The sequence below is a fragment of the Trabulsiella odontotermitis genome (genome assembly GCF_001188485.1).
Classification (GTDB): Bacteria; Pseudomonadota; Gammaproteobacteria; order Enterobacterales; family Enterobacteriaceae; genus Trabulsiella; species Trabulsiella odontotermitis_A.
Genome location: NZ_JNGH01000101.1, coordinates 23,353 through 46,084, shown reverse-complemented (window position 1 = coordinate 46,084; position 22,732 = coordinate 23,353). Strand labels below are relative to the sequence as shown.

Annotated in this window: 10 protein-coding genes and 3 pseudogenes; 5 read left to right on the top strand and 8 right to left on the bottom strand. The window is 45.5% G+C overall.

What is annotated here, in order from left to right; all coding sequences use genetic code 11:
- Positions 1-205: 205 nt before the first annotated feature.
- The 3 genes and pseudogenes from GM30_RS15055 to GM30_RS28005 all read left to right on the top strand — a co-directional run.
- Entirely contained in the window at positions 206-2,092 is a 1,887-nt protein-coding gene (locus GM30_RS15055; RefSeq protein WP_049849271.1) for an autotransporter outer membrane beta-barrel domain-containing protein, read from the top strand.
- A 560-nt stretch (positions 2,093-2,652) separates the two neighbouring features.
- Positions 2,653-4,578, top strand: a pseudogene (locus GM30_RS15050) (autotransporter outer membrane beta-barrel domain-containing protein); the annotation flags it as partial.
- A 1,612-nt stretch (positions 4,579-6,190) separates the two neighbouring features.
- Positions 6,191-8,005: pseudogene (locus GM30_RS28005) on the top strand (autotransporter outer membrane beta-barrel domain-containing protein); the annotation flags it as partial.
- A gap of 370 nt (positions 8,006-8,375) precedes the next feature.
- Here the strand turns inward: GM30_RS28005 and GM30_RS15040 are convergent.
- Positions 8,376-8,669 carry a hypothetical protein gene (locus tag GM30_RS15040; protein ID WP_155483988.1) on the bottom strand — a complete coding sequence of 98 codons (294 nt, stop codon included), beginning with the start codon at positions 8,667-8,669 and terminating at the stop codon, positions 8,376-8,378.
- A gap of 415 nt (positions 8,670-9,084) precedes the next feature.
- Between GM30_RS15040 and GM30_RS15035 the strand changes: the two genes are divergently transcribed.
- On the top strand, positions 9,085-10,014 hold the full coding sequence (locus GM30_RS15035) for a hypothetical protein (protein WP_155483987.1): 930 nt from the start codon (positions 9,085-9,087) through the stop codon (positions 10,012-10,014).
- Between the two features lie 161 nt (positions 10,015-10,175).
- On the opposite strand, the gene GM30_RS15030 is transcribed toward GM30_RS15035, so the two are convergent.
- The 6 genes from GM30_RS15030 to GM30_RS15005 all read right to left on the bottom strand — a co-directional run bounded on the left by GM30_RS15030 (position 10,176) and on the right by GM30_RS15005 (position 17,347).
- Positions 10,176-11,087, bottom strand: coding sequence for a COG2958 family protein (locus GM30_RS15030; protein ID WP_049849267.1), 912 nt, complete (start codon positions 11,085-11,087; stop codon positions 10,176-10,178).
- 128 nt (positions 11,088-11,215) lie between these two features.
- Positions 11,216-11,404, bottom strand: coding sequence for a hypothetical protein (locus GM30_RS15025; RefSeq protein ID WP_049849266.1), 189 nt, complete (start codon positions 11,402-11,404; stop codon positions 11,216-11,218).
- Positions 11,405-11,813: 409 nt separating this feature from the next.
- Complete coding sequence (locus tag GM30_RS15020) at positions 11,814-12,566, bottom strand: HNH endonuclease family protein (protein WP_238582655.1); 753 nt, start codon at positions 12,564-12,566, stop codon at positions 11,814-11,816.
- 56 nt (positions 12,567-12,622) lie between these two features.
- Positions 12,623-14,233, bottom strand: coding sequence for an AAA family ATPase (locus GM30_RS15015; protein WP_049849264.1), 1,611 nt, complete (start codon positions 14,231-14,233; stop codon positions 12,623-12,625).
- Between the two features lie 22 nt (positions 14,234-14,255).
- On the bottom strand, positions 14,256-15,812 hold the full coding sequence (locus GM30_RS24600) for a restriction endonuclease subunit S (protein WP_072094128.1): 1,557 nt from the start codon (positions 15,810-15,812) through the stop codon (positions 14,256-14,258).
- The gene (locus tag GM30_RS15005; RefSeq protein WP_049849263.1) at positions 15,812-17,347 is read right to left on the bottom strand and encodes a class I SAM-dependent DNA methyltransferase; all 1,536 of its coding nucleotides are present in this window, start codon (positions 17,345-17,347) and stop codon (positions 15,812-15,814) included. The genes GM30_RS24600 and GM30_RS15005 overlap by 1 nt, the downstream gene beginning before the upstream one ends.
- 279 nt (positions 17,348-17,626) lie before the next feature.
- On the opposite strand from GM30_RS15005, the pseudogene GM30_RS24595 reads away from it, so the two are divergent.
- Positions 17,627-19,258 (top strand): annotated as a pseudogene (locus GM30_RS24595) (ISL3 family transposase).
- Between the two features lie 848 nt (positions 19,259-20,106).
- On the opposite strand, the gene GM30_RS14990 reads toward GM30_RS24595, so the two are convergent.
- Entirely contained in the window at positions 20,107-22,668 is a 2,562-nt protein-coding gene (locus GM30_RS14990) for an autotransporter outer membrane beta-barrel domain-containing protein (protein WP_049849260.1), read from the bottom strand.
- Between the last annotated feature and the right edge of the window lie 64 nt (positions 22,669-22,732).

Sequence of the window (22,732 nt, the reverse complement as noted above, 5' to 3'; positions counted from 1 at the left end):
GCGGATGAGAACGTTCTAGATCTCGCAGCGCCGCATGCTGATTTGCAGGGAGGCGACTGATTGGCCTGCTGTAATGCAGTATGGCACCGAGCAACAGTAGCCGTTGGGAAGGTGTATGGCTAGAAGGGCTCTCTGAGGCTGGGTTTCAGAAACACTGGTACTGCTGGAACCTGCCTTTCAGTTTGGTCCCGATGCGTCTTCTTTTATGCAGGAGTTTGAACCATTAACCGGAGAAAATATCTCCAAAGATATATTTCTATATAAAATTAAATTGGTTCTGTTTTCTATAATTTTAATGATTGGACACGTTTTCATGAAATTATTTCGTTACCTTATTTTTGTGAGTGTTGTTGGGGGAGCTAATGCTGCATCAGTGGAGTGGAATGTTAGTAGTTCTTCGTCAGAGGACTGGTTTTTTGCTCCGAACTGGTCTCCTGCCAGCATTCCTAGTTCAGGGGATTTAATATACATAGGGACTAAACCCGATGTCATTGACAGTGTCGTTATTCATGCAGGAAATGCGGTTGGGAGCAATGTATACCTTGGTCATACATCGGGTTCAACAGGGGTGTTAACTGTTGAATCGGGGGGGAGTTTTACATCTGTAGGGACTGTAACTCTTGGGAATATGGGAACCGGTTTTCTGAAAATTAACGATGGTGTCGTCTCAGTCTACCAGATTGATGACGGTTATTTTACGAATACTGCCCAGGGAGTTGGTCATCTTGAAATCACTAATGCAGGGGTTCTGAATACGGCATCCAAGGGTATTAATTTTATAGGTTATAGTAGGGATAAAGGAGCAGAGGTAAGTACAGTTGTTATTGATGGACAGCACTCTGCATGGAATTCAGATGGGACTGTGATTATAGGGGCAGGAGATTTTGGTATCGGTACTGTAACCGTCCAGAATGGTGGCCTTCTCAAGGTTACAAATCTTTCAAATTCCGATAATAACTGGGGGCTGGGTTTAGGTGATGGTGTCAATGATGAGGGGCATTTGATTATCCGGGGTCAGGGCTCAAAAGTCATCACAACACCTGGAATAACAGTAGGTATTGCTGGGAGGGGGACGGTGTCGGTGCTGGATGGTGCCACATTGGAGAGTAGTTCGAACAGGTATGATTATGATTATATAGGTCAGGTAGCAACACTGGATGGTGTTTGTGCGGAAGGACATGTTTTCGTTGATGGCCTAGGGTCTTCCTGGAAAAATTCTACGGGGCTTATTATTGGCTATGCAGGTTTAGGAACACTGACGGTAAGTAATGGAGCATCGGTTACCAGTATTTATGACAGCCATATTGGCTACACCAGGGCCAGTATTGGTGCCCAGCAGGGTACTAATGCAGCACATGGTGAGGTTTTGATAACTGGTTCGGGGTCAGTCTGGACGACAGCAACTCTTGATATGGCTCATGAGAAAGGGGGAGAGGCCATTCTCACCGTTTCTAATGGTGGAACGCTAAAAACAACAGGTAACGACGGGATACAGGTTGGTTTAGGAGGTCCTGGTGTTATTAATATTGGAGCCCCGGCTGACCAGCAGGCAGCGGCTCCGGGTAATATTGAAGCAGAAAATATTCTACTGGTTGACCGTAATAACAGTAAACTAATTTTTAATCATACGGCAACTGAAATGGATGAATATATATTATCATCCTCGTTGTCTGGTGAGGGTACTGTAAATATAGAGTCCGGTGTAACACAGTTGACGGGACTGAATCGCTATAGTGGTTTCACATTGATTTCTGGCGGTATTCTTAAGGCAGGTTCTGGTAACGCGTTTAGTCCGAATTCAGATTTTGTGGTGGAACGTGATGGTATGCTTGATGTAAATGGCATCAGTCAAACTCTGGGTGCTCTGAGTAATGCCGGCATTATCAATATGGCGCGGTATAGTGCCGGTACCACCCTTACTGTAGCAGGAAACTATACTGGAGAAGGAGGGACTGTTTATTTCAATACGAAGCTAATGGGCGATCCGTCAGAAACGGATAAGTTTGTTATCCACGGGAATACTTCAGGCAACACTCAGGTTGCGGTAAATAACATAGGTAATAGTTGCCAGGTGACATTTGCTGTGGGCTAAGGAATGCCCGGTGGTCACCGGAACTGTATTTTGATTAATTGTGCTGCAGGGAAAAATCTTATTGATGACCTGCGAGGTGATAATATTACGTTTGTTTTATATATTCCTATGTTTTATCGGAGGGAGTATCTGGGGGATGTTCAGGGAAAACAATATGATAAAATAATTATTATTAAAGATGAATAATTTACATGTGCGATTACTGCATTGGGGGAAATAATTTACATGTGTGATTACTGCTTTGGGGAATGACGAATGACCTCATTGACATTTTTTTTTTTTTGAAATTACATCTGATTACACAAAATGTGTGTGTAATTGTTTCGTTGTATTTCGTATGGTGCCGGAGTGTGTGGTTTCCGTAAGTATTGTGCTTTTGTTTTTTCTCTGGTGGCTGGTTTTCTGTCTTTATCCCGCTGCTGACAGTGCCGGGAAAATAGGCCACCTGAATGATGTCAGGTATTTTTCTGTAAAAAATAAATACCGGTCTTCCCGGGAAAGGGAAGCAGGCTTTGTGGTTCAGGGAAGATGTCCGGTTGTTCATTACTGAGGGACACGCTGTGAACAGGATATACAGAGTTGTGCAGAATGAATCCACGGGAGCGTGGGTGGCGGTACCGGAGTTTGCCCGGGGCAGGGGCGCCAGCAGGGCTGTGTCTTCCTTGGGGGGGGTAGGTGTAATGCTATTTGCTATTTCAGTGGTATCAACGGCACAGGCATCATCACTGGATTTTAGCAAATTATCATCCACTGGACTGGTAACTGATTTGCCTACTGAAATACAGGCGATGATCCCGGTTGGTGCAAACACGTCGTTTGCAAAAAACACATCGACTCCTAACTATGTCTATAAATGGGACGCGGGAGTGCCGATTACAGTTTATGGCGATGGTCTGACGCTGAATGGCCCAGGGATGGAGGCGTTTGAGCACACCGTTATGGTGCTTCAGAACTCCACGACTGGTAGCCCGGGCGTAATTTTTGGTGATGATCTGACCATCAAAACCCAGTCTAAAGACTCTGCCAAGAATGGCGAAGATGTTGATGGTATTCGCACTCATGGAGCAAACACGCCAAACAACCCAGTGTTCGTTATTGTCGGTGATCGGGCTAGAATTACCGTGGATGGTTACTCCGGCGACGGTATCAACGCTGGTTATAACTCACTGGGCCAAGGCTGGATTGGCTCAGCGAATATTTATGTCGGCAATGATTTGTATATAAAAACGACGGGTTCTCAGGGGCGAGGTATTACAGCGAACGCAATGAGAGATGTCAGCTTGGCGAAAAACCAGATCGTCGTCGGTGATCGCGCGCACATTGTCACCACTGGCAGCAGTGCTGAAGGTATTCGAACAGGCCAGAGCGGCTCTTCTGTTCTCTTGGGCGACAGTGCCCTTATTGAAACCTCGGGGGATTCCTCAAACGCACTTTATGCGGCTTCATCTTCAAAGATCAACCTTGGAAATGACGCAAAGATCACAACAATAGGTTCGAGTGCGTCTGCGGTTTACTCAGCCAGCTCGTCTATCGTTTCTCTCGGAGACAACGCAACATTATCTGTGGACGGCGCAAGTTCACACGGGGTTTATGCTTACACAGCAACGGCGAATATTGGGAACAACGCAAATATCACTGTGAAGAGCACGACGAAAGCCAGCGGTTATGCTACCAAATCTCCGTCCGGGTTATATGCTATCTCTCGCGGCAAGATTAACCTCGCAGGCGGCGTAGCGATCACCATGGCTGGCACCAATAGCGATCAAGTCTATGCCATGAACGCAGAAACTGGCGGGGTGATTGACGCCTCAACCGGGGGCCGCTTTACCATCGACGGCGATATTCTGTCAAACGGTGCGGTTGCTGCCAGCAGTACATTGCCCGCACAAATCAGTACCATCACGCTGAATATGCTGGATGGCTCGGTGTGGGACGGTGCTTCTTATATTCAGACCGTCACCGCCGGGACCGGGGTGATTGATCTGGCGATGACCAACGCCACCTGGAATATGACCGACAGCTCCACCGTCACCAACCTGACGCTCAACGACGGCAGTACGGTGAACTTCCAGCACGCGGCGGATACCTGGCAGACGCTGACGGTCAATAACGACTTTGTCGGCAACGGCGGTACCGTTCGCTTTAATACCGTGCTTTTTGACGATACGTCAGAAACTGACCTGATGCATGTGCTGGGCAATACCTCCGGTAATGCGAAAGTCGCGGTGGAAAATATCGGCGGTACGGGTTCGCAAACCATTGAAGGGATCAAAATCATTCAGGTTGATGGCACGTCCGATGGCGTATTCGCCAAAGCGGGTCGTATCGTTGCCGGTGCTTATGACTATGACGTGGTGAAAAAAGGGAACGACTGGTTCCTGACCAGTGAACTGACGCCGGAAGAGCCGGTAGACCCTGTTGATCCGCCAGTTGACCCTGTTGACCCCGTCGATCCCCCGGTAGACCCTGTTGATCTGGTAGACCCGCCTGAAGAAATAGGCCACCTGAATGATGTCAGGTATTTTTCTGTAAAAAATAAATACCGGTCTTCCCGGGAAAGGGAGGCTGGCTTTGTGGTACAGGGAAGATGTCCGGTTGTTCATTACTGAGGGACACGCTGTGAACAATATATACAGAGTTGTGCAGAATGAATCCACGGGAGCAAGCTTTATTCCATTGTATTTTTGTTCTCTTTTACCTTTTTTAGCAATCTTTCCAGTTGTACCCGCTATGGCAGTATCAGTCGGCGGTGCGCCGGTTTATACAGCGAGTGGTGTTGGTCCGTGGGATTCAATTGACAGCACTTCGACAATCAAGAGTATTTCTGTAGCTAATGGGGCTCAAATTACTGTATCTGATGGCCCTGTTGTTATTAATAACTCGCCAACGGCAGCAGACATGCGTGAATTGAGTATAGATGGAGCCGGATCTCTACTTACTATTTTAGGTAGTCTTACCATGAAAGGTGATATAGATCTCAGTAGCAGTAAGCCCCGTAATGGGAATAGCATTGTCTACATCACCAGAGGCGGCAAATTGGTTCTTAGTGGTACAACTAATATGATTACGGCGGATACGCGTGATTATTACAATACTAAAGCCGTTTTTACACTCGCTGGAGGAGATGACAACCAAGTCCGCATTACTGGTGACTTCACCAATGTGAAACTCGCCGAATCCATGCTCATTAATACAGCAGCTTCAACAGGTACAGAAAACTCGTTTATTGCTTCTAATGGTAAAGTGGGAGTGGCGTCCTCTCTTTTTAAGGCTGTATCCAGTTCGTCTCGTCATTTGGTGCGTGCAAGCTCAAACAATCTAATCCAATTTGATCGTGTGGAAATCGACCAGGCCTCCGGTATTAATTCTGGACGGATTTTTCTGTCCACTGGAGAGTTCGCCCGAATTGTTTTCCTCTCAGGGGATTTTAATATGCATGAGGGGGGCAGTCGGGTCGGAGCTACCGCACTGGAAACCAACACTTTCGGCCAGATCGGAGTCATTGGTTATGATGGAGGGGCACTTAATATTCGTACTGGTGGTAATAACGAGCCGGGCATTTTTGCTGGTTCGGGTGGTAGGGTAGATATTAACATCAGCAAAAGCTCTAATTTTAAAACCTCAATCACCACCGTTACTGGTCTGGCCAAAAGACATCAGCATGGCATCGTTGTTGGCACTTTGCCATCACTGGAGGGTATTGAACGTTATGCTGGCTCCAGATATGCCGGTTCGGAAGTAAATGTATATGGTGCCATTGATATTATAGTGCAATCACCAACTTCCTATGCTCTTAGTCTTACCGGCGATGGAGCTAAATTGGGAATATACGCCTTGTCGGAAGAACGCAGTGTACTCAATGCTGGGACGACAGCCATTAGCTTCAGGGGCGCCAACGGTTACAACTTAGATAAGGATGGCTCTGATGCTGTGCCGGGTGGTCAGGTTATCCGCCTAGAAAATGTGGATATTTTTAATTCTGGTAGCTCAACGATAACTGACACCCAAGGTAGTTACACGGGCAACTTAATTCAGGTTGGTTCCCATGGGAGTGATATCACTACGGATGTACAGGCCGGCGATAATACAATGGGCACTGCCTATGCAGGGGTTTCCTCTGTCGCTGATGTAGTCAAAAATGCGTCTCTGACTCTGGTTAACAGCACAGCAACGGCAAATGAAGAGAGTCTTCGTGATCTTATAAATGTAACCTACGGAGGTGCCGGTGTGTCAATTATAGACAAATTTGCCAGCGGTATTACTGTAAATGCTTCGGGTAACACAATACTCAACGGACCAACATTTGTTGATTTGACAGCTGACACATCAGGAGCACCCAGTTGGTTGAACCTCAATCTATCCGATAATAGCATTTGGAATATTACACGTGATTCGGTTAGCAAGAATGTTTGGATGAACAATGGTAACAGCAGGCAAGTTTCAGGTAGCTTTGTCACCAATCTATCCATTGAGAATTCCAGTGTTAGATTTACAAAACCGGAGGATGCCAGTGGCTTCAAAACGCTTTATGTTGGGGGAAACTACACCAGTCGTAATGGCTTACTGGTATTCAACACTACACTCATGGGTGATGACTCCGCGACAGACAAACTGACAGTACACGGTGACACGACGGGTAACACCCAGGTCAGCGTCAATAATGTCGGTGGCACTGGGGCGCAGACCGTCAACGGTATTGAGCTGGTGAAGGTGGACGGTAGCTCTGCCGGTAACTTCGCGCTGACCACCGGCACCGTGGAAGCCGGGTCGTTTGTCTATACCCTCGCGAAAGGCACCGGCGATGCGGCGAAAAACTGGTATCTGACCAGTAAATGGAAGGATGCAGTGGACCCGGGAAAAGCCGCTGAACCGACGGTTCCAGAGGTTGAACCGATGGTTCCGGAGGTTGATCCGACCTCCATGGACGTGCTGCGTCCGGAGGCGGGCAGCTATATCAGCAATGTGGTTACAGCCAACACGCTGTTTACCCTTCGCCTGCACGACCGTCTCGGCGAGCCGCAATACACTGACGCGCTGCGTAACGGTGACGACAACGTCACCAGCATGTGGATGCGCCATGTCGGAGGGCACGAACGTTCCTCAGCCGGTGACGGTCAACTGAAGACCCGGAGCAACCGCTATGTACTACAACTGGGTGGTGACATTGCACAGTGGAGTACCGATGGTCTTGACCGCTGGCATCTGGGCGTGATGGGTGGCTATGCCAGTGAGCACAGCAACACCCGCAGCGACCGGGCCGGTTACGGTTCAGACGGACGCGTCAGCGGTTACAGCGCCGGTCTGTACGGTACCTGGTACCAGAACGACACGGATAAAACCGGGGTGTATGCAGACGGCTGGGTACAGTATAACTGGTTTAAAAATCATGTGGAGTCGGATAATCGCCGGGGCGACGAGTATAATTCGGACGGGCTGACCGCCTCGCTGGAAGCGGGTTACACCCTGAAAGCTGCTGAGTTTACCGGTAGTAAGGGGACGCTGAACACCTGGTATATCCAGCCGCAGGTGCAGGTCACCTGGATGGGGGTGAAGGCCGATGAGCACACCCGGCATGACAGCACCCGTATCAAACAGGAAGGAGACAATAATGTCCGGACGCGTCTGGGTGTGAGAACATATCTGAACAGCCACCACCGAATGGACGATGGTAAACAGCGTGAGTTTCAGCCGTTTGTGGAGGTAAACTGGCTCCATGACACAGAATCCTTTGGTGTGAAGATGGATGGTTATCGCGTGAGGCGTGATGGCTCCCACAACCAGGGTGAAGTCCGTACCGGCGTGGAAGGGAAGCTGAACGACCATCTGAGCGTGTGGGGTAACGTGGGTGTGCAGATAGGGGACGGGGGATACAGCAATACGCAGGGTATGCTGGGGGTGAAATACAGCTGGTAAGAGATGCCGGTGAGTAAGCCTGAGGAGCCGGGAAACCGGCTCCTTATCATTATGTGATTTTTATCTGTTGCTCACTAACTCTTACAAGCGGCGTGTTAAACCTGTGCACCAATATATCCATCATCACCAGTGTCAACACTCTTGCAGGGAACTCATCAATATTCCTCTGGTACACTCCCAGAGGCAACGAAATAGTTGTAGCTGAACCTACAATCGCTTGTATACCGTAATGCCTGGATGCAAATTTATGGTAGGCACAATCATTTTAAAAACTGTCTGACGGCAAGGATGATGGTTTGTCCGTATCCCAGTGAACCACTACATTGCCATGTGAATCCTGAATCCATCACTCTATAACATACTCAGGTGTTTAAGGAGTACCTACATTCAGATATGCATGCACACTCACCTGCCCGTTGTCGTAAAGTTTACCCTTGCTTAACTCAATGTGATACGTAGTGGGATTAACCTCCTGCTCGGAGTGAAAAGGCGAAATCACTGATCCACGGTAATAGCTATAAGTACCAACATCAACCACAACCACAAAGGCCAGCAACCACAACACTAGTTTTTTGTAACCACCGTTACTCACCGGTATCGGAAATGAACCACTACACCACCAGGAAATCTGACTGTCAGCCAGATGGGGTTTCATCTTCAGCATAACGGTTGTCCGGAGCATGGCTGCGTGAACCACAAAGAAATAATGTGGTTCCCATTGCCAGATTACAAGCCGCCATCGACCATTCATCAATATAGGTTGCCCCTGCCAGCCAAACTAATCAGTAAGCCGGAAGATTTCTAAAAGTGAATGGGTCGGTTTACCTGGATACTTACAATTTAGGAGGCTTATCTTTAATGTCACCAGAAAACCTGCCTGGAAAGCATAGCCGATTAATTATATTATATAAATGATAATATCAATTCAAGGGACTGCATAGCTTGTATGGTGGAAGATTACGTCAACAAGGTTTCTTGGGTATTAAGCCACGGGAGCGTGGGTGGCGGTACCGGAGTTTGCCCGGGGCAGGGGCGCCAGCAGGGCTGTGTCTTCCCTGGTGGCGGGAGCATTGCTGACCGTGTCAACAGCGTTGTTCGCTGTTGAGGTCTCTGCTGCAATACCATTTTTGAGAGCAACCAATGAGAATACCGTTATTAATAATACTGTTATCACCTCTGATAACGGTATGCTCATGGTTTACCTGGCAGAGACAGGTGGGCGTATTATTAATAACGGGGTGGTAAACTACCGATTTTCTGATAATACAACTGATCTTATCCGGGATACAGGCGCAACACTGGACAATATTGGTAATATCAATGTGATTGGTGATATTACCCTTAATAAAGGTAGCCGATGGCTGACCGTTGAATCAGGGGCAGTGGCCACAAATAATGGTGTGGTAAATACCATTAATCTAAATGGTCATGTAATGAGTGCCCCTTGGCTTATTGATGTTGGTGCTGGGGGAACCTTCGTTAATGCCGGCTCTGACGGTAGTGCTAACGGATATGCAGGGGTTATCCGTCTGGGGTATGGGCCATCCGCTGACACCACGTCAGACCCGTTGCTTCGTGGCGGGACTGATGTTGTTAATACAGGATTTCACGCCATCCGGGCGCAGGGGGGAGCCACGGTTATAAATAATGGTCAGATCATCCTCAGTACCTCAACTATGGACAGTAATGCCATTGTGGCCACAGGAGAGGATGTCAGTGTGTTGGTGGGGCCTGACGGGATAATAACTGATAATGGCAACTCCACGTCCGGGACGGGGGCTCCATTACGTAATGTTGCTATCTACAGTACAGCCACTTCCGGAACTGTTAATAACGGCGGGACAATTAACCTGCAGGGGGCCAATGGAGTCGGGCTGTATGTATCCGGTGGCGGAATAGCGTCCTCCTCAGGCACCATCAATGTTGCCGGCAGCCCGCTTTATGTTTCTGATGGTCTGCGTACCTTACAAAAAACAAGGTGTTTTCCAAAAAATTGCAGCGTTTGTTGAAAAATTTAAGGGAGTGGGTGGGAAAATATAGATGCTTCAACTCATGATACAAAATTGTGAGTTGAACAGAATGGCAAGTCCTTTAAAGGGCTTGTCATTCTTATATGTTTAACTGTATTAGCTCAGACCTGATATAAAAGTCCATCCAGTTACTATTTATTCTATAGTGTTTTATGGATTTTCCCGGTCTGATGGTATTCACCTACCAATTCAATAAAATCTTTAAAATCCCGATTTTCTTCCACCAGACGGTTCACTGACTGCCAGTCCACGCTGGTACGTTTACGCGCTGGGATTAACGTCTGGCTATTAGAGAAATCATGCGGATCCAGGAGGAGTACACCAATACCATGCAACACACAGAGCATCTGAAGTTCACGCTCCACGCTACGCTGTTTATCTTCGTTAATTTCAGTCGCCACCAGATAACCGAAATGCGCCCAACTGGAATTGCTGACCACCAGGAAGAAACATTCACGCACATTGCTGCGATTGAGCTGCTTCTTCACCTCAAAGGACCACTGCCACGTTAAACGACCTTCACTATGGCGAACACAGTTTTGAACCACATCGTCCCATTCTTTATCCAGAGGCTCCAGTGCAACAATATCGGGATATAGCCAGTGGTTTCCTCCCAGCCCCTTGTTATTACTTGAGCACTTTTCGTCAATACGACGGCACAATAATCCTTCTTCCTGCGAGAGGTAATCAATCAGGATCGGATACAACGAATGCTCGGTAAAGCTGACCGTATCAACGGTTGGTTCAGGGGCTACATTAGCAAGCGCCTGTTCAATCACAGAATCTCCCCAATAAAACAATCGTGGTCTTGGTTTATCACGCGTCATCACCTGCGGACACATAGCTTTCGCTTTAACAGTCCGACTTCCACCAACTTCAGCGGTAATTTGGCTTAAAAAAGCCTCATCGCTGGTAAAACGTGGATTTTTACGTTTTTCAGCCAGTTCGGCGCTGTAGTGATCAATGATTTTCTGCGCCAGTTGGCGGGCAGTAAATTGCTGATCGGGATTCGCTTGTAACACGTTGATTATCATCTGGGGACGACTAGTCATATGTCTTCCTGCGTTTGCACTCGCGGCTTTGCGTATCAGTTTTTTAGCGATGTGTGATTTACAACTCCTGTGGATGGGCCCAGTTTACCTTTCAGAATTACAGACATAAAGCGTTGATTTCACTCTCATCAACGTGACGAGTCACAATTGAATTTCACCGCTTTTGCGAGCATGATCGCAATAACATCAGCATTGTTATGGGATGAACATTTTTCATTCCACACCGCACGTTGTAGCAGTTCTGCTGCATGTTCCCCGGTTTCACTGCTGAATATCTCTGCGGCGATAATTTTACGGCTATAAATATCCATGATCATATAGAGATAAAAATGCTGACCTTTGATGGCTCATCAGCCTCTCCACAGCATCGCTCGATCACAATCACAATTCAATCAGCAAGCTAAAGGTCATCAGACTAAAAAAATAAAAGAACAGTGTCCCCGGTCCAAAAAGAACCGGGGACTCACAGCTAACGACTACCTACTGGAGAATCTACAAGCCCGTCAATGTAATTGACGAACCATTGCACCGTTTCGTGAATCTGAATATTGAATGATGTTGAATGCTATTGATTTTATTGTCTTTTAATTTTTCTTATCTTCACGTATATACACACCTAAGTACACGGAAAACGAAAGTATGAAGCGAGTTACCTTATAATTTACCAGCAGAGCATTTTAGGTGAATACTTGTTCAATAGATTAAAGCTGTGGTTACATAGTGTATCTAAACCAAGTTCAATATGTCTTTCACCTCAGGCAACTCCCTATGTGCTCTTAAGTAAACAACTGCAGCCCGAGATAACTTTTCAGTGTCTTTGACCATGCGTCGCAGCTTGGCTTTAGCTGTTTGTGCATCATCGTTATCCTTTATTTTCCTAATTTGTTTCTCCACCTCTAAGCGTACCTTGTTCCTGGCTCTGACAATTCTGCTCTCATGAAGATGAAATATTTCAATAGAATTTCCGACCTTTGTTTGCTGCTCGGGTGTTGCTAATGGCTTGGCGATTGGTAGCCCATCATTATCAAACCAAAGCAGCTTTTCATCATCTGGGTTGAAAGGATCAAGGAAATACGGGCGCTCATTGCTAAGTTTTGCTTGATCTTCTGGTGTAAAGGCTCGCTCATCTGGGTTTTCAAGCGGAAAACGACATGCTTTGCCACCTTCTGTCTCATCAAAAACTCTACGGCTATTGCAGAATGTGCAAGCGCATCGATAATTTTGCCAATCGAATGCTAACCACCAGTAGCCGTCATGTAGCCTATCATCTTCAACCTTGTTTTTTGGTCTGAAGTGATCAACTGGCATATCTGACCGGATCTCCTCTGCTTCACAATACCAACATTTACGCTTTAAAGAGTCAGGTAGCAAATTATAAAATTCACGCCAAACATTTGAGGATGCAACCCTTTTTAATATTACTTTCCTTGTCGCTTCGTCTGGAGCGGCGATTAACTCAGCTTTTGCATTGTCAGCCATCTCTCTCCATGCTTGAGTCAAGCACTCTTCAATTTCATCCTTGCAAATCCAACGCATTATTGGTTTTCCTCATGTTTGGTATGATACTTGTTACGAAGGAATTCAAGGTAATCTGGGTCATCTGTTGCGATGTTAAACCCTAAGTGTTCAAGCTCAGTATTAAGCCTGGCTAGGTATTGCTCATCGTCTTCAGGTTTATATCCTGGCTCGCGAACCATCTTCTCTTTAGATAATATCTCTTTTGCAGCGAGTGCGTTTCTGTTTATAAGTTTCTGATTAGTGTTATCGTCGAGAGTTGTTTGCAAACCAAACATATCGCTACGCAAAATTAAATTGATCCCCATCCCTCGAGGACTTTCATCGGGCATTTTTGCTGATATTTGATTTTCATGGTCTCGTTTCATAACTTGCACTTGCTCTTTCTTCAGCTCCGCAATAGCGAGAGGGTGATGTGTTACCATCAGTAAGTGACTAGTCTCTTGATTAGGAACAAATTCACGCAAGAATTGAAGGTATTTTACGGCCCATGATGGATTAAGATGGGTATCGGGTTCGTCGAGCAAAAATAAAGAATCTTTACCGCCTGTGAATTTTAGTAGACCCAATACTGTTAGCAGTTGCTGTTCACCTTCACTGAGTTCCCGGAAAGTAAGAGGTTCTTTGCTGCTAGATACTTTCACTCTTATGCTGACTTCAGAGATAATTTCTGATAGCAGAGTGCTTTCGAGCATTTTGAAAAGTTCGTCGTCACTTAACCCTTTGGCAAATGCGTGCAGAACCTCGATATTGGGTAAAAAAAGATGGAAGAATTCGTTTCGGACATTACTTCCAGTTAATGAAGTATCTTCCTGACGAGTCACTTTTATAGGTGCCAACGTATGTTTTATTAGCTCATCCAAGAAACGACGGACTACGCCACGAGCGCCCCAGAATAGCTCGCCTTTTTGTTTTGCCCAGCCTGGTTGGCGCATTACAAAATGAACGCTGTCTAAATCTTCAATACCTAAATGTTCTTTTATGAATTTTCGTTGAGGGCTATTTTTATCTGACAGAAAAAATGCCAAGAGTACAAATTGACTATGGAATGGTTTGGCATAAAAAAGCGGACGTATATCCCCCTTGAGATCAAGTTTTTTATCAGGTTTGTCGTTTAACAAATGACGATAAAAATCGGCTCGGTGTTTCTTGAAGTAATTTTCCAGTCGATCACTTGGTCCTGAATAGTAGGCAAAAACATAGTTGGGTAGGTAAGGTGCCTTACCTTCTTTATCTCGTTTAACTTTTGAAAATGGAACAGATATGGCTGATGACTGTCCAATTGACAGATGTTCAGAATCGTCGATTAACAAGTCTTTTACCTGTACATCGTATTGTTTCGCTAAAGTACCACGAAATGGGTCTGCATCAATTGTTATTTCCAACCATCGTTCACTAGGTAGATCCGGTTTATTGCGTTCACCCAGACGATAAACGAGTTTGTAAGAAAAAGGTGGAACCTCACCAAGATCGAGATTGCGAAAAATAGCTACCAACGCTTCGAGGACGTTAGATTTACCAGAACCATTACGGCCTACAACAACGGTCATAAGGTGGTCTTCGTCAAAGTCTACTGTCACGTTTTCAAGATTTTTAAAGCGTGAGCGGATATGCAGTTTATCGACTTTCATGGATTCTCCCTAGTTCTTGGCTTTATTTATTGGTGGTGGTTTCTGCCAAGGCGAACCAATCTTGACCATCATCATCACGTTCAAGCCTTACAATAGATTTTTCTATAGTTAGAGCTTTACGAATATCCAGAAAGAATTGCTCCAATTGAGCGGTGCAGCTGTCACTAGGATAACCAGCCGCCGCTAATAATTCCTGACCGCTAAGTGGTTCTCCTGCCTGTTTTAAAGCTTCCACCACTTTGATGACCTGATTACTCATACGGTTACCTGTTTTTTTCTTTACTTCGGATCGTGTTGGTGTTGGTTCTTTGTTAATCGCCTCACGTTCATCCTTTATTTTATTAAGTAAGGCTTCCGCACTGTTAGCTCCGTTAATTAATTCAGAGTTAGCAGTACGCCACTCAGTAGTAAACTCACCACTAAAGGCTTTTTCTAAAATGAATTGTGTAAGGTTGTTGATACGCTCTATAACATCTTCAATTATTTTCTCGATTCCGTTGGTAAATTCGAGAAGGTCTTTAACACGACGGATGATTAAGCTTTGTTCTGCCCTGCTAGGTAACTTTATCTGTATTGCTCTTACTTTCTTTAAGTTCAAGTTTGGTTGCGCCCCGCCAGCAGCAGCCTTTCTTGTTTCTTCATAGCTTTCCAGTAAGCAAATTTTAAGAAACTCTTTGCTTATTTTTGTTTCGTCAACAAGAATGGCAGCACATGCTTGATTGCAGGTTGCTTCTAATTGAATTTCAGTTACTTGTCCCCTGGTTTTACCTTCACCATACATTGCCAATAGAAGAGTTCCGATAGGGAACTTTTTTAAGCTACATTCTTTTACGGCTAACTCTGTAACATACTGCTCAGCTTCATTTATAAATGTTGAGCTAGTTGCTGCACTAGTTAACCACGGAACAGTACCCTCTACCCAGTATTCAGGTTTAGTCCTTTTCGGGGTTTTTCCTGTTGCAACTTCAGCTAAAGAACCAATATTGGTAGATAACCAGTCTTCTATGGAAATATCATTTTCTCGTCGCCAATTTTCCGTCAATTTTCCACTCACTGCGGCGGTGAGTACAGATTGGTGAAAAGTTTGTAGGATGCTGTGGGTGCGTCCGAGATGGATTTTGGTAGTTTCGACCTGTCCAAGCAGGGCATCGAGTTTATCGGCGATGATAATCTGTTCAGCTAAAGGTGGAAGCGCAATAGTTAGATTATATGCATCTTCTCTGTTTAAACCTGGTATAGCTGTAGATCTATTCAATTCTGTTAGTGGTAAATTCTTAAGCTGATAGAACCAGTATTTTAATGGTTGGTTAAATAACTCATCTACATAATAAGTTGTATCGATTGGATAAAATGGGGTCTCTGATAGTTGTACTTTCCCATGCGAGCCTTTTCGACCCACTATTATCCCTTCTGCTTTTACTAATGGTTTGGAATGTCCTCCAACGATACCATTTGAACCATATACCGGAAATTTACCATCATCTCTTTGTGATGCAGGTAAAGACTTGCCGTATTTTAGTTCAACTATGTTTCCTAATTTTGTAAGACACCATTCCTTTGGCATATTAACACTGCTCATTAATTTCCACCTTCCAGAGCAGACAGCAAATCTTCTAGCGTACTCAATGCCGCTTCTAGCTCCTCTTTTGCTTCCCGTATAAGTATTTCTGGTTCCGGAAAATGGGCAGCATCTAAACTATTTTTGTCTTTTAACCAAGATATATCCAGTGAGTCTTCTTTAAGCTTTGCGATCCATTCCCGGCTAAAGCAGCGCCAACGAGAATGTGCGAGTTGTCTATCAATGCCTTGGGTTTTCTCTATTATATCTTTATTTACTTCAATATTTTTTGCACCAAAGCTGTATTCTTCTTCGGTGCGCTTGCTGGTTCCATTGGGGTTTTCTCCAAACACTTTCTCGAAAGCCCCCAGATGCGGATCCATGCCGAAGTCTTCAGCTGCAAAACCAATGTCTGAATTTCCGAAGGGTGTGCGTTTGCCAAAATTAGGCATATCGGTGCGCAAATCATATACCCAAACGTTCTCTGTGCAGTTTTCTTGCTGATATTTGTTTTTGGCGGAGCCTTTGGTAAAGAATAGGACGTTAGTTTTCACTCCTTGAGCGTAAAAAATGCCGGTTGGCAGGCGCAAGATAGTATGTAGATTGCATCTATTCATTAAATCGCGGCGTACATCAGTACCGGAGCCAGATTCAAAAAGTACATTATCTGGTAATACTACTGCAGCCCGACCACCAGCTTTAAGCCCCAAATAAATGTGCTGTAAAAAAGCAAGCTGTTTATTTGTATTTGGGAATGGTATATCCCTTCGCAAAGGACGCTGTCCCCCGGCTTTATTGCCAAAGGGGGGATTGGCTAAAATTACGTCGGCATCATCTAACTCCGCCACGTCATCAGTAAGTGCATCACCATAAATAATTTTTGCATCTAAATTATGCAAAAAAGTATTCATCAAGCAAATTCGACGAGTATTTTTCTCTATCTCTACCCCTTGGTATTTCGGAGGGTTGGTTTTGTATTTTTCTCGAGTATATTTACTTCGAATATAGCTATCCGCAGAAACTAAGAATCCCCCACTTCCCGCCGCAGGATCCTGAATTAATTCACCAAGATTTGGCTGTGTTAATCTGACAATAGTGTTTACTAAAGATCGTGGTGTAAAGTATTGTCCAGCACCCGAACGAGTATCTTGAGCGCTTTTATCAATTAAACCGCTATAGAGATCACCAAACCCATCCTTTCCTACTTGATGCCACTCTATTTTTGAAATACTGTCGATAACAGCTTTTAAATTTTCAGAATGGGAGAAAACTGTTGTAGGGAATGCGTAAATCGCCCTGATCACTTCATTTTCAACGTTTGCTCCCAAATGGGTTAACATTTCTTGATAGAACCCTAGTAATCCTTCCTCTTCATGGGACTCTAGATCAGCCCATCGATAGCCTTTAGGTATCAGTTTTTCTGAACCATTTTCCTGAGCAATCTTTAGAAACAGTAGATAACTGAGTTCAGACACATACTGATAGTAGGTGATGCCGTCACCTCTCAGTATGTTACATAAGCTCCAAATTTTTTGAATGACTGTATCTTGTTTCATTTTATTCTTTAACTCAAGGTTAAAATATGCTCAGGGTAGAAATCCTACGATAAAAACGCCATAAAAGATACCCACTATGCTTGATAATCTCAATAATCTTGTTCAATTTATTAGACTATTAATAGCCAACCAGTTTGTGGGGATGGAGCATTTACAGGATTTGAACCATCTAGGAGATATTCAGTGTCACTAACGGTACGAAAGTGGGTCTTCCGCAAGTTAGGTGGAAGAAAATCAATGAAACTTTCTAGATTACAAGGATCTAAGCTGTTTTAAGTTATGGATAACGTTATGCCTTCACTTAAGACGCTTTTGCAACTGCCTTGCGGGTGGCAATCGATCCGCCAAAACACTGGCCCTGATGGATTGACAATCCATTTGCAGGCGACCCGTAAAACTGCTAATTGTCCTGAATGCATGAAGCGCAGCAGTTTTGTACACAGCAGACGTCGGCGCCGGTTGCAACATCTGCCATGTGCAGGACAGACGCTCTGGCTGGTATTTGCCATTCGACACTGGTACTGCCGAAACCCATCCTGTTCGCGCAAAATCTTTGCCGAATCCCTTGCTCCCTTTGCTGTAGCACGACAGCAGGCTTCGCAGTCATTACAAAAATTACAGTATCAACTTGGTCTGATTGCCGGTGGAGAAGCGGGACAAAGGGCTGCAACAGCGGGGGGACTCCAGACCAGCGCTGATACCCTGCTTCGGCGGGTGGTAAGGGCTCCTGAAACAATGCCACCCGGTAGCAAGCATATAGGGATCGATGAGTGGGCCTGGCATCGTGGTCATCGTTACGGCACGTTGATAGTCAATCTTGATACTCACCGCCCCCTGGTTCTTCTGCCTGGACGCGATCAACGCGCACTGTCTGTCTGGTTCAGGAAATACCCGGAAATACAGGTGGTATCGCGTGATCACGGTGGCATCTACTCCATGGCTGCCCGGGAAGGCGTGCCCCAGGCCAGACAGGTGGCCGATCGATGGCACCTGCTAAAAAATATTGGCGATGCACTCGAACGAACCAGGCCAGACAGGTGGCCGATCGATGGCACCTGCTAAAAAATATTGGCGATGCACTCGAACGAATGATGTACAGGCATATACCTCTGATACACCTTGTTGCCAGTGAGTTGTCACCAAAGAAAGCTCCTGAGCCAGAACCATCTGTGTCTGTGCCATTGCTCTGTCGTCCGGAACGACTTAAACAGCAGACCCGCAAAAAACGGCATCAGCGCTGGACGGAGGTTATGGCCCTGCATAACAGGGGATGTGGGTTCAGGGAAATATCCCGAATCACCGGCTTATCGCGTGTGACAGTCAGCCGCTGGGTACAGTCAGGAACATTCCCTGAAATGTCGACCCGGCCTCCAAAGCGAGGGCTTCTGGATCCATGGAGGGAGTGGTTAGAAGAGCAACAAGAAAGTGGTAATTATAATGCCAGCCGGATATGGCGGGAAATGGTAGCCAGGGGGTTTACAGGCAGTGAAACCATCGTCAGGGATGCCGTTGCCAGATGGCGTAAAGGCTGGATCCCGCCGGTTACTGCCGCCGCCAGACTTCCTTCAGCGTCCCGAGTAAGCCGCTGGTTGATGCCCTGGAGAATAATCAGGGGGGAAGAAAATTATGCTTCCCGATTTATTAGTCTGATGTGTGAAAAAGAACCGGAGCTGAAAATAGCACAGCAACTGGCACTTGAGTTCTACCGTATCCTGAAAACCAAAAATAAATCACAGCTAAGCAGNNGGGATGGAGGCCGATGCTGCGGCTATATGTGAAGCCATCAGCAGCCGCTGGAGTAATGGTGTTGTCGAGGGGCATGTAAACCGGCTGAAGATGCTGAAACGCCAGATGTATGGTCGGGCCGGGTTCGAACTACTAAGGCGAAGGGTGATGAGTCCTCTGGCATGAAAATCACCACCCAGGTTGCGGAAGACCCACTTTCGCACCGTTAGTGACAGTAAGAAATAACCAGCGCGAGAAGCGCGATCGAAATCACCGGAATCGCTGACCGGAATCATCGGAATACGTAATGACGTTATCATTGATGCCATTTTCACGGGCAATCTGAGCAACGCAGGCTCCGGGGCGGGAAGCAAGTTTGACGATAATATGTAGCCTGAAGTCATTGGGATAATTTTTACGGGGTTTTTTTCGACAGGATTGGGATTCCATACTTAGATGTCCGTCTGTACAGGTGGACGTCTAAGTTACCAGCACTGGCTCAATGGCTACATACGGCACTGGGTTTACGCTTACGAGGAAACAAACCAGACTGTTTAAATGAGACGGTTACGGATAAGTAGGACATTTTTACGTACTGCAGTTAATGATTTCATGGATAGCGTCCACCAAATATGGTGGACGCTATCTTCTCAGGAATTTCAGGATCTACCAGACAGTGCTGAAATGACGCTTAACTCTGTGTATGAGAAAAGCTTGATACTCTATTCTACAGGCCGAGATTTATGGTTATTAACGAGTGCTCTGATTACATGCATAAATAGCGCCCTCAGCGATACAGTTTTCTTCCTTACCTCTTCAATTTGGCTCAGGTGAGGAAAGCAGCGAAATAATCAGTGACAATTTAAATTCATGGTTGTTTATATTTGGTCTAAAATATTAAATGCCTGATAACAGCTATCAGGCATTTTTCCGTAAAAAAATCAACCCGTATCAGGTTCTGCCACAGTATTGAAGTTGTAGCCGCCTCTGAAACAGAAGATGTATCACGTTCTCTTTCTCTTATATATCAATGTTCAAAAGCTGTAACGAACTCCCAAATTAGCCTGGGCAGGATTTTCCTGACGATTTCCTTTCGCATAATCAATTTCAGCGAATACTGTCAATTCTTTATTGAACGAGGTATTGACACCCAAACCAATCTTACCCATATCACCGGAGAGATCACTTGTAAAGGCATTGCGATTATTAATGAGTGTGCTGTTATTATCTATATATTCATGCTCCCACGCAGCTTTAAAATATGGCGATATGGTTGCATTTTTGTTCATCATAAAGGTTCGTCCTACATTGACACCAAGTTCACTGGCAACAGAGTTCTGAGCGTCGATATTTCCTTTCATTCCGTTGTTAAGTTTTACATCCTGCGCTTCAACTCTAATTGCAGAAAACTTCATGTATGGCTCTGCCCAGGCATCGTTTGCAAAACGAATACTCTTCCCTAACTCAACCATTGTCCCCCAGGCATCCTGATCGTAATCTCCGCTAATGCCGGAACCATTGGTAGAGATCGCACTGAGAGAATTATCAAAACTGTTATATTTCAGCACACCATCCACATACCAGCCATCGTGATGGAACCAGGTTGCCTGCACACCGATACTAAGGCTGTCAATGGTACTAACACCTCCACGCGCATGTTTTACATTACCTCTGTCATAACCGGAAAAAAGGCCAAAACGTGTTTTTGAATTCCCGGATGTGACTATATGATCAATCCCTAATTCAAGACCGGACTGCTCAAGCCTGAAATCAGTATGTCTACTGTCAATTTCAGACTCACCACCTGTAAATCGCACCCAGACACCGCTATCCCTGCCTGTTTTCTCAGATATCCCCTGTCTGAAGCGAAGATTTTCAAACTCGTTTTTGAACATTAACAGAGGCGCTACGGCCATAGAAAGTACAGCATCAGTCCCTGGAGTGGTTCGCGGTTGATTCACCGATGGTCCGGGTGGGTTCGGTTCCGGTACTGCAGGTGTTTCATCATTCGGTTTTGAAGGAGGCACTGCAGGGGGAGTCTCATTTTCCTTTTCTGCCGCCAGATACCAAATTTTTCCTTCGCTGTCGTCCCGGTTATACAAAGAGTACATATAGGTACCTGCATCCACAGCGTTGATATTTGTACCTGTAAGAGAGGAAAGACTGAAACGTGAATCTCCACTGGCATCAGTGATAATATCAAGACTTCGCTGCCCTGGCGCTGTTATCTCTGCACCGGAGTCCATAGCTGTGACATAGTGGTTCCCGGAACCATGAACTATATGCAGATAATTTCCCCTGCCATCCTCCAGTGAAGTATTAAAATAAAAATGTAACCCTCCAGATAGAGTATCAACATTCAACCGGGAATATGACACTGAACCAGAGTCTGAAACAGTCGAGAATTTTACATTGCCATCGCCTTCCAGTGTCCCGACTGTCGCGAAATCGCTGTCACTACTACCCGCCAGAGCCAGCAGTGTCGCACCAGGACCATTGAGCACTATGTCACGTCCCGTACTCCCTCCGTCAGCAGAAGATGAAAGCTGTAATTGCCCGTTGTCATTTATCTGTGTTACACCTTCTATGGTCGCACCACTGGCAAGCCAGGATTTTGAATTGTTGTTAAGAGTCACATTCAATGCGACAGCTTGATCGTAAAGGACCTGCACTGCACTGTCGTTCAGTATTACATTATCTGTTGAAGAATCGGCATAAACTGTTTGCGTAGCATTATCATTCAGCGTCACAAGGGAAGCCTTGCCACCCTGTTGTACTATTTGCACTCCGGTACCATTAAGAACAGTGTTATTCGCCACTCCAGCGACTGCCGACGAATCACTCCCGCTAATAAACAAATACTGAACACCACCATTATTAATGGTACTATTATTAGCGGTCCCCCCATCATAAACGTACTGCAATCCGTCCTGGTTTACCTGCGCATCATTCGATATTCCTGACGTACTGACATACTGAATACCGCCATTAATTTGTGTGCCGCTGGACGTACCAGATTGCTGGACATGTTCAAGACCATCGTTATTAATTACAGTATTGCTACCAGTGCCACCATTATAAATATATAGTTGTCCATTATTACTTACGACATTACTAATTGCACTGCCTGTTACACCGGTGGTTCCACTATTAGATATATAGGCAGTGCCTCCATCTAATATAGAGTTCTTAAGCGTTCCACCATCATAAACCCTGACCAGTCCACCGCTATAAACAGTGATATTTGAAGCAATTGCCGGAACTGTACTGTCGAACCCGCTGTCGGCAATTTTTGCCACCCGAGTAACATAAACCTCAGCGCCTGAATTAACAACAGAGTTCTCCATAAATCCAAGAACACTTACCAGGCTGCCACTCTGCATATTTACACCAGTTGCGATCCTTGCATATCCACCTTCACTGCCGTAGTTCCATGCCCCAATCTCAAGGCAACTGTTACCATCAAGAGTACCGGTAAAAGTGGCTGAGCCATCATACATAATATTGGTTCGATTACCGCAGAATGTTGCTGCATATGAGGATTGAGGTAAGGAGAAGGCCATCAAAAAAACAAGCGTTTTTAACTGTGTACTCATATTTATATATAAAATTCGTGTGAAACTTCCATATTATCCATTCCCATTAAAACTCCATGATGTT

Excerpts from the sequence above, each read along its gene's own strand:
- GM30_RS15025 (WP_049849266.1), bottom strand. The coding sequence starts at position 11,404 with ATGATCATGGATATTTATAGCCGTAAAATTATCGCCGCAGAGATATTC.
- GM30_RS15020 (WP_238582655.1), bottom strand. The coding sequence starts at position 12,566 with ATGGCTGACAATGCAAAAGCTGAGTTAATCGCCGCTCCAGACGAAGCG.
- GM30_RS14990 (WP_049849260.1), bottom strand. The coding sequence starts at position 22,668 with ATGAGTACACAGTTAAAAACGCTTGTTTTTTTGATGGCCTTCTCCTTA.
- GM30_RS24600 (WP_072094128.1), bottom strand. The coding sequence starts at position 15,812 with ATGAGCAGTGTTAATATGCCAAAGGAATGGTGTCTTACAAAATTAGGA.
- GM30_RS15055 (WP_049849271.1), top strand. The coding sequence starts at position 206 with ATGCAGGAGTTTGAACCATTAACCGGAGAAAATATCTCCAAAGATATA.
- GM30_RS15040 (WP_155483988.1), bottom strand. The coding sequence starts at position 8,669 with ATGCTGAAGATGAAACCCCATCTGGCTGACAGTCAGATTTCCTGGTGG.
- GM30_RS15005 (WP_049849263.1), bottom strand. The coding sequence starts at position 17,347 with ATGAAACAAGATACAGTCATTCAAAAAATTTGGAGCTTATGTAACATA.
- GM30_RS15030 (WP_049849267.1), bottom strand. The coding sequence starts at position 11,087 with ATGACTAGTCGTCCCCAGATGATAATCAACGTGTTACAAGCGAATCCC.
- GM30_RS15015 (WP_049849264.1), bottom strand. The coding sequence starts at position 14,233 with ATGAAAGTCGATAAACTGCATATCCGCTCACGCTTTAAAAATCTTGAA.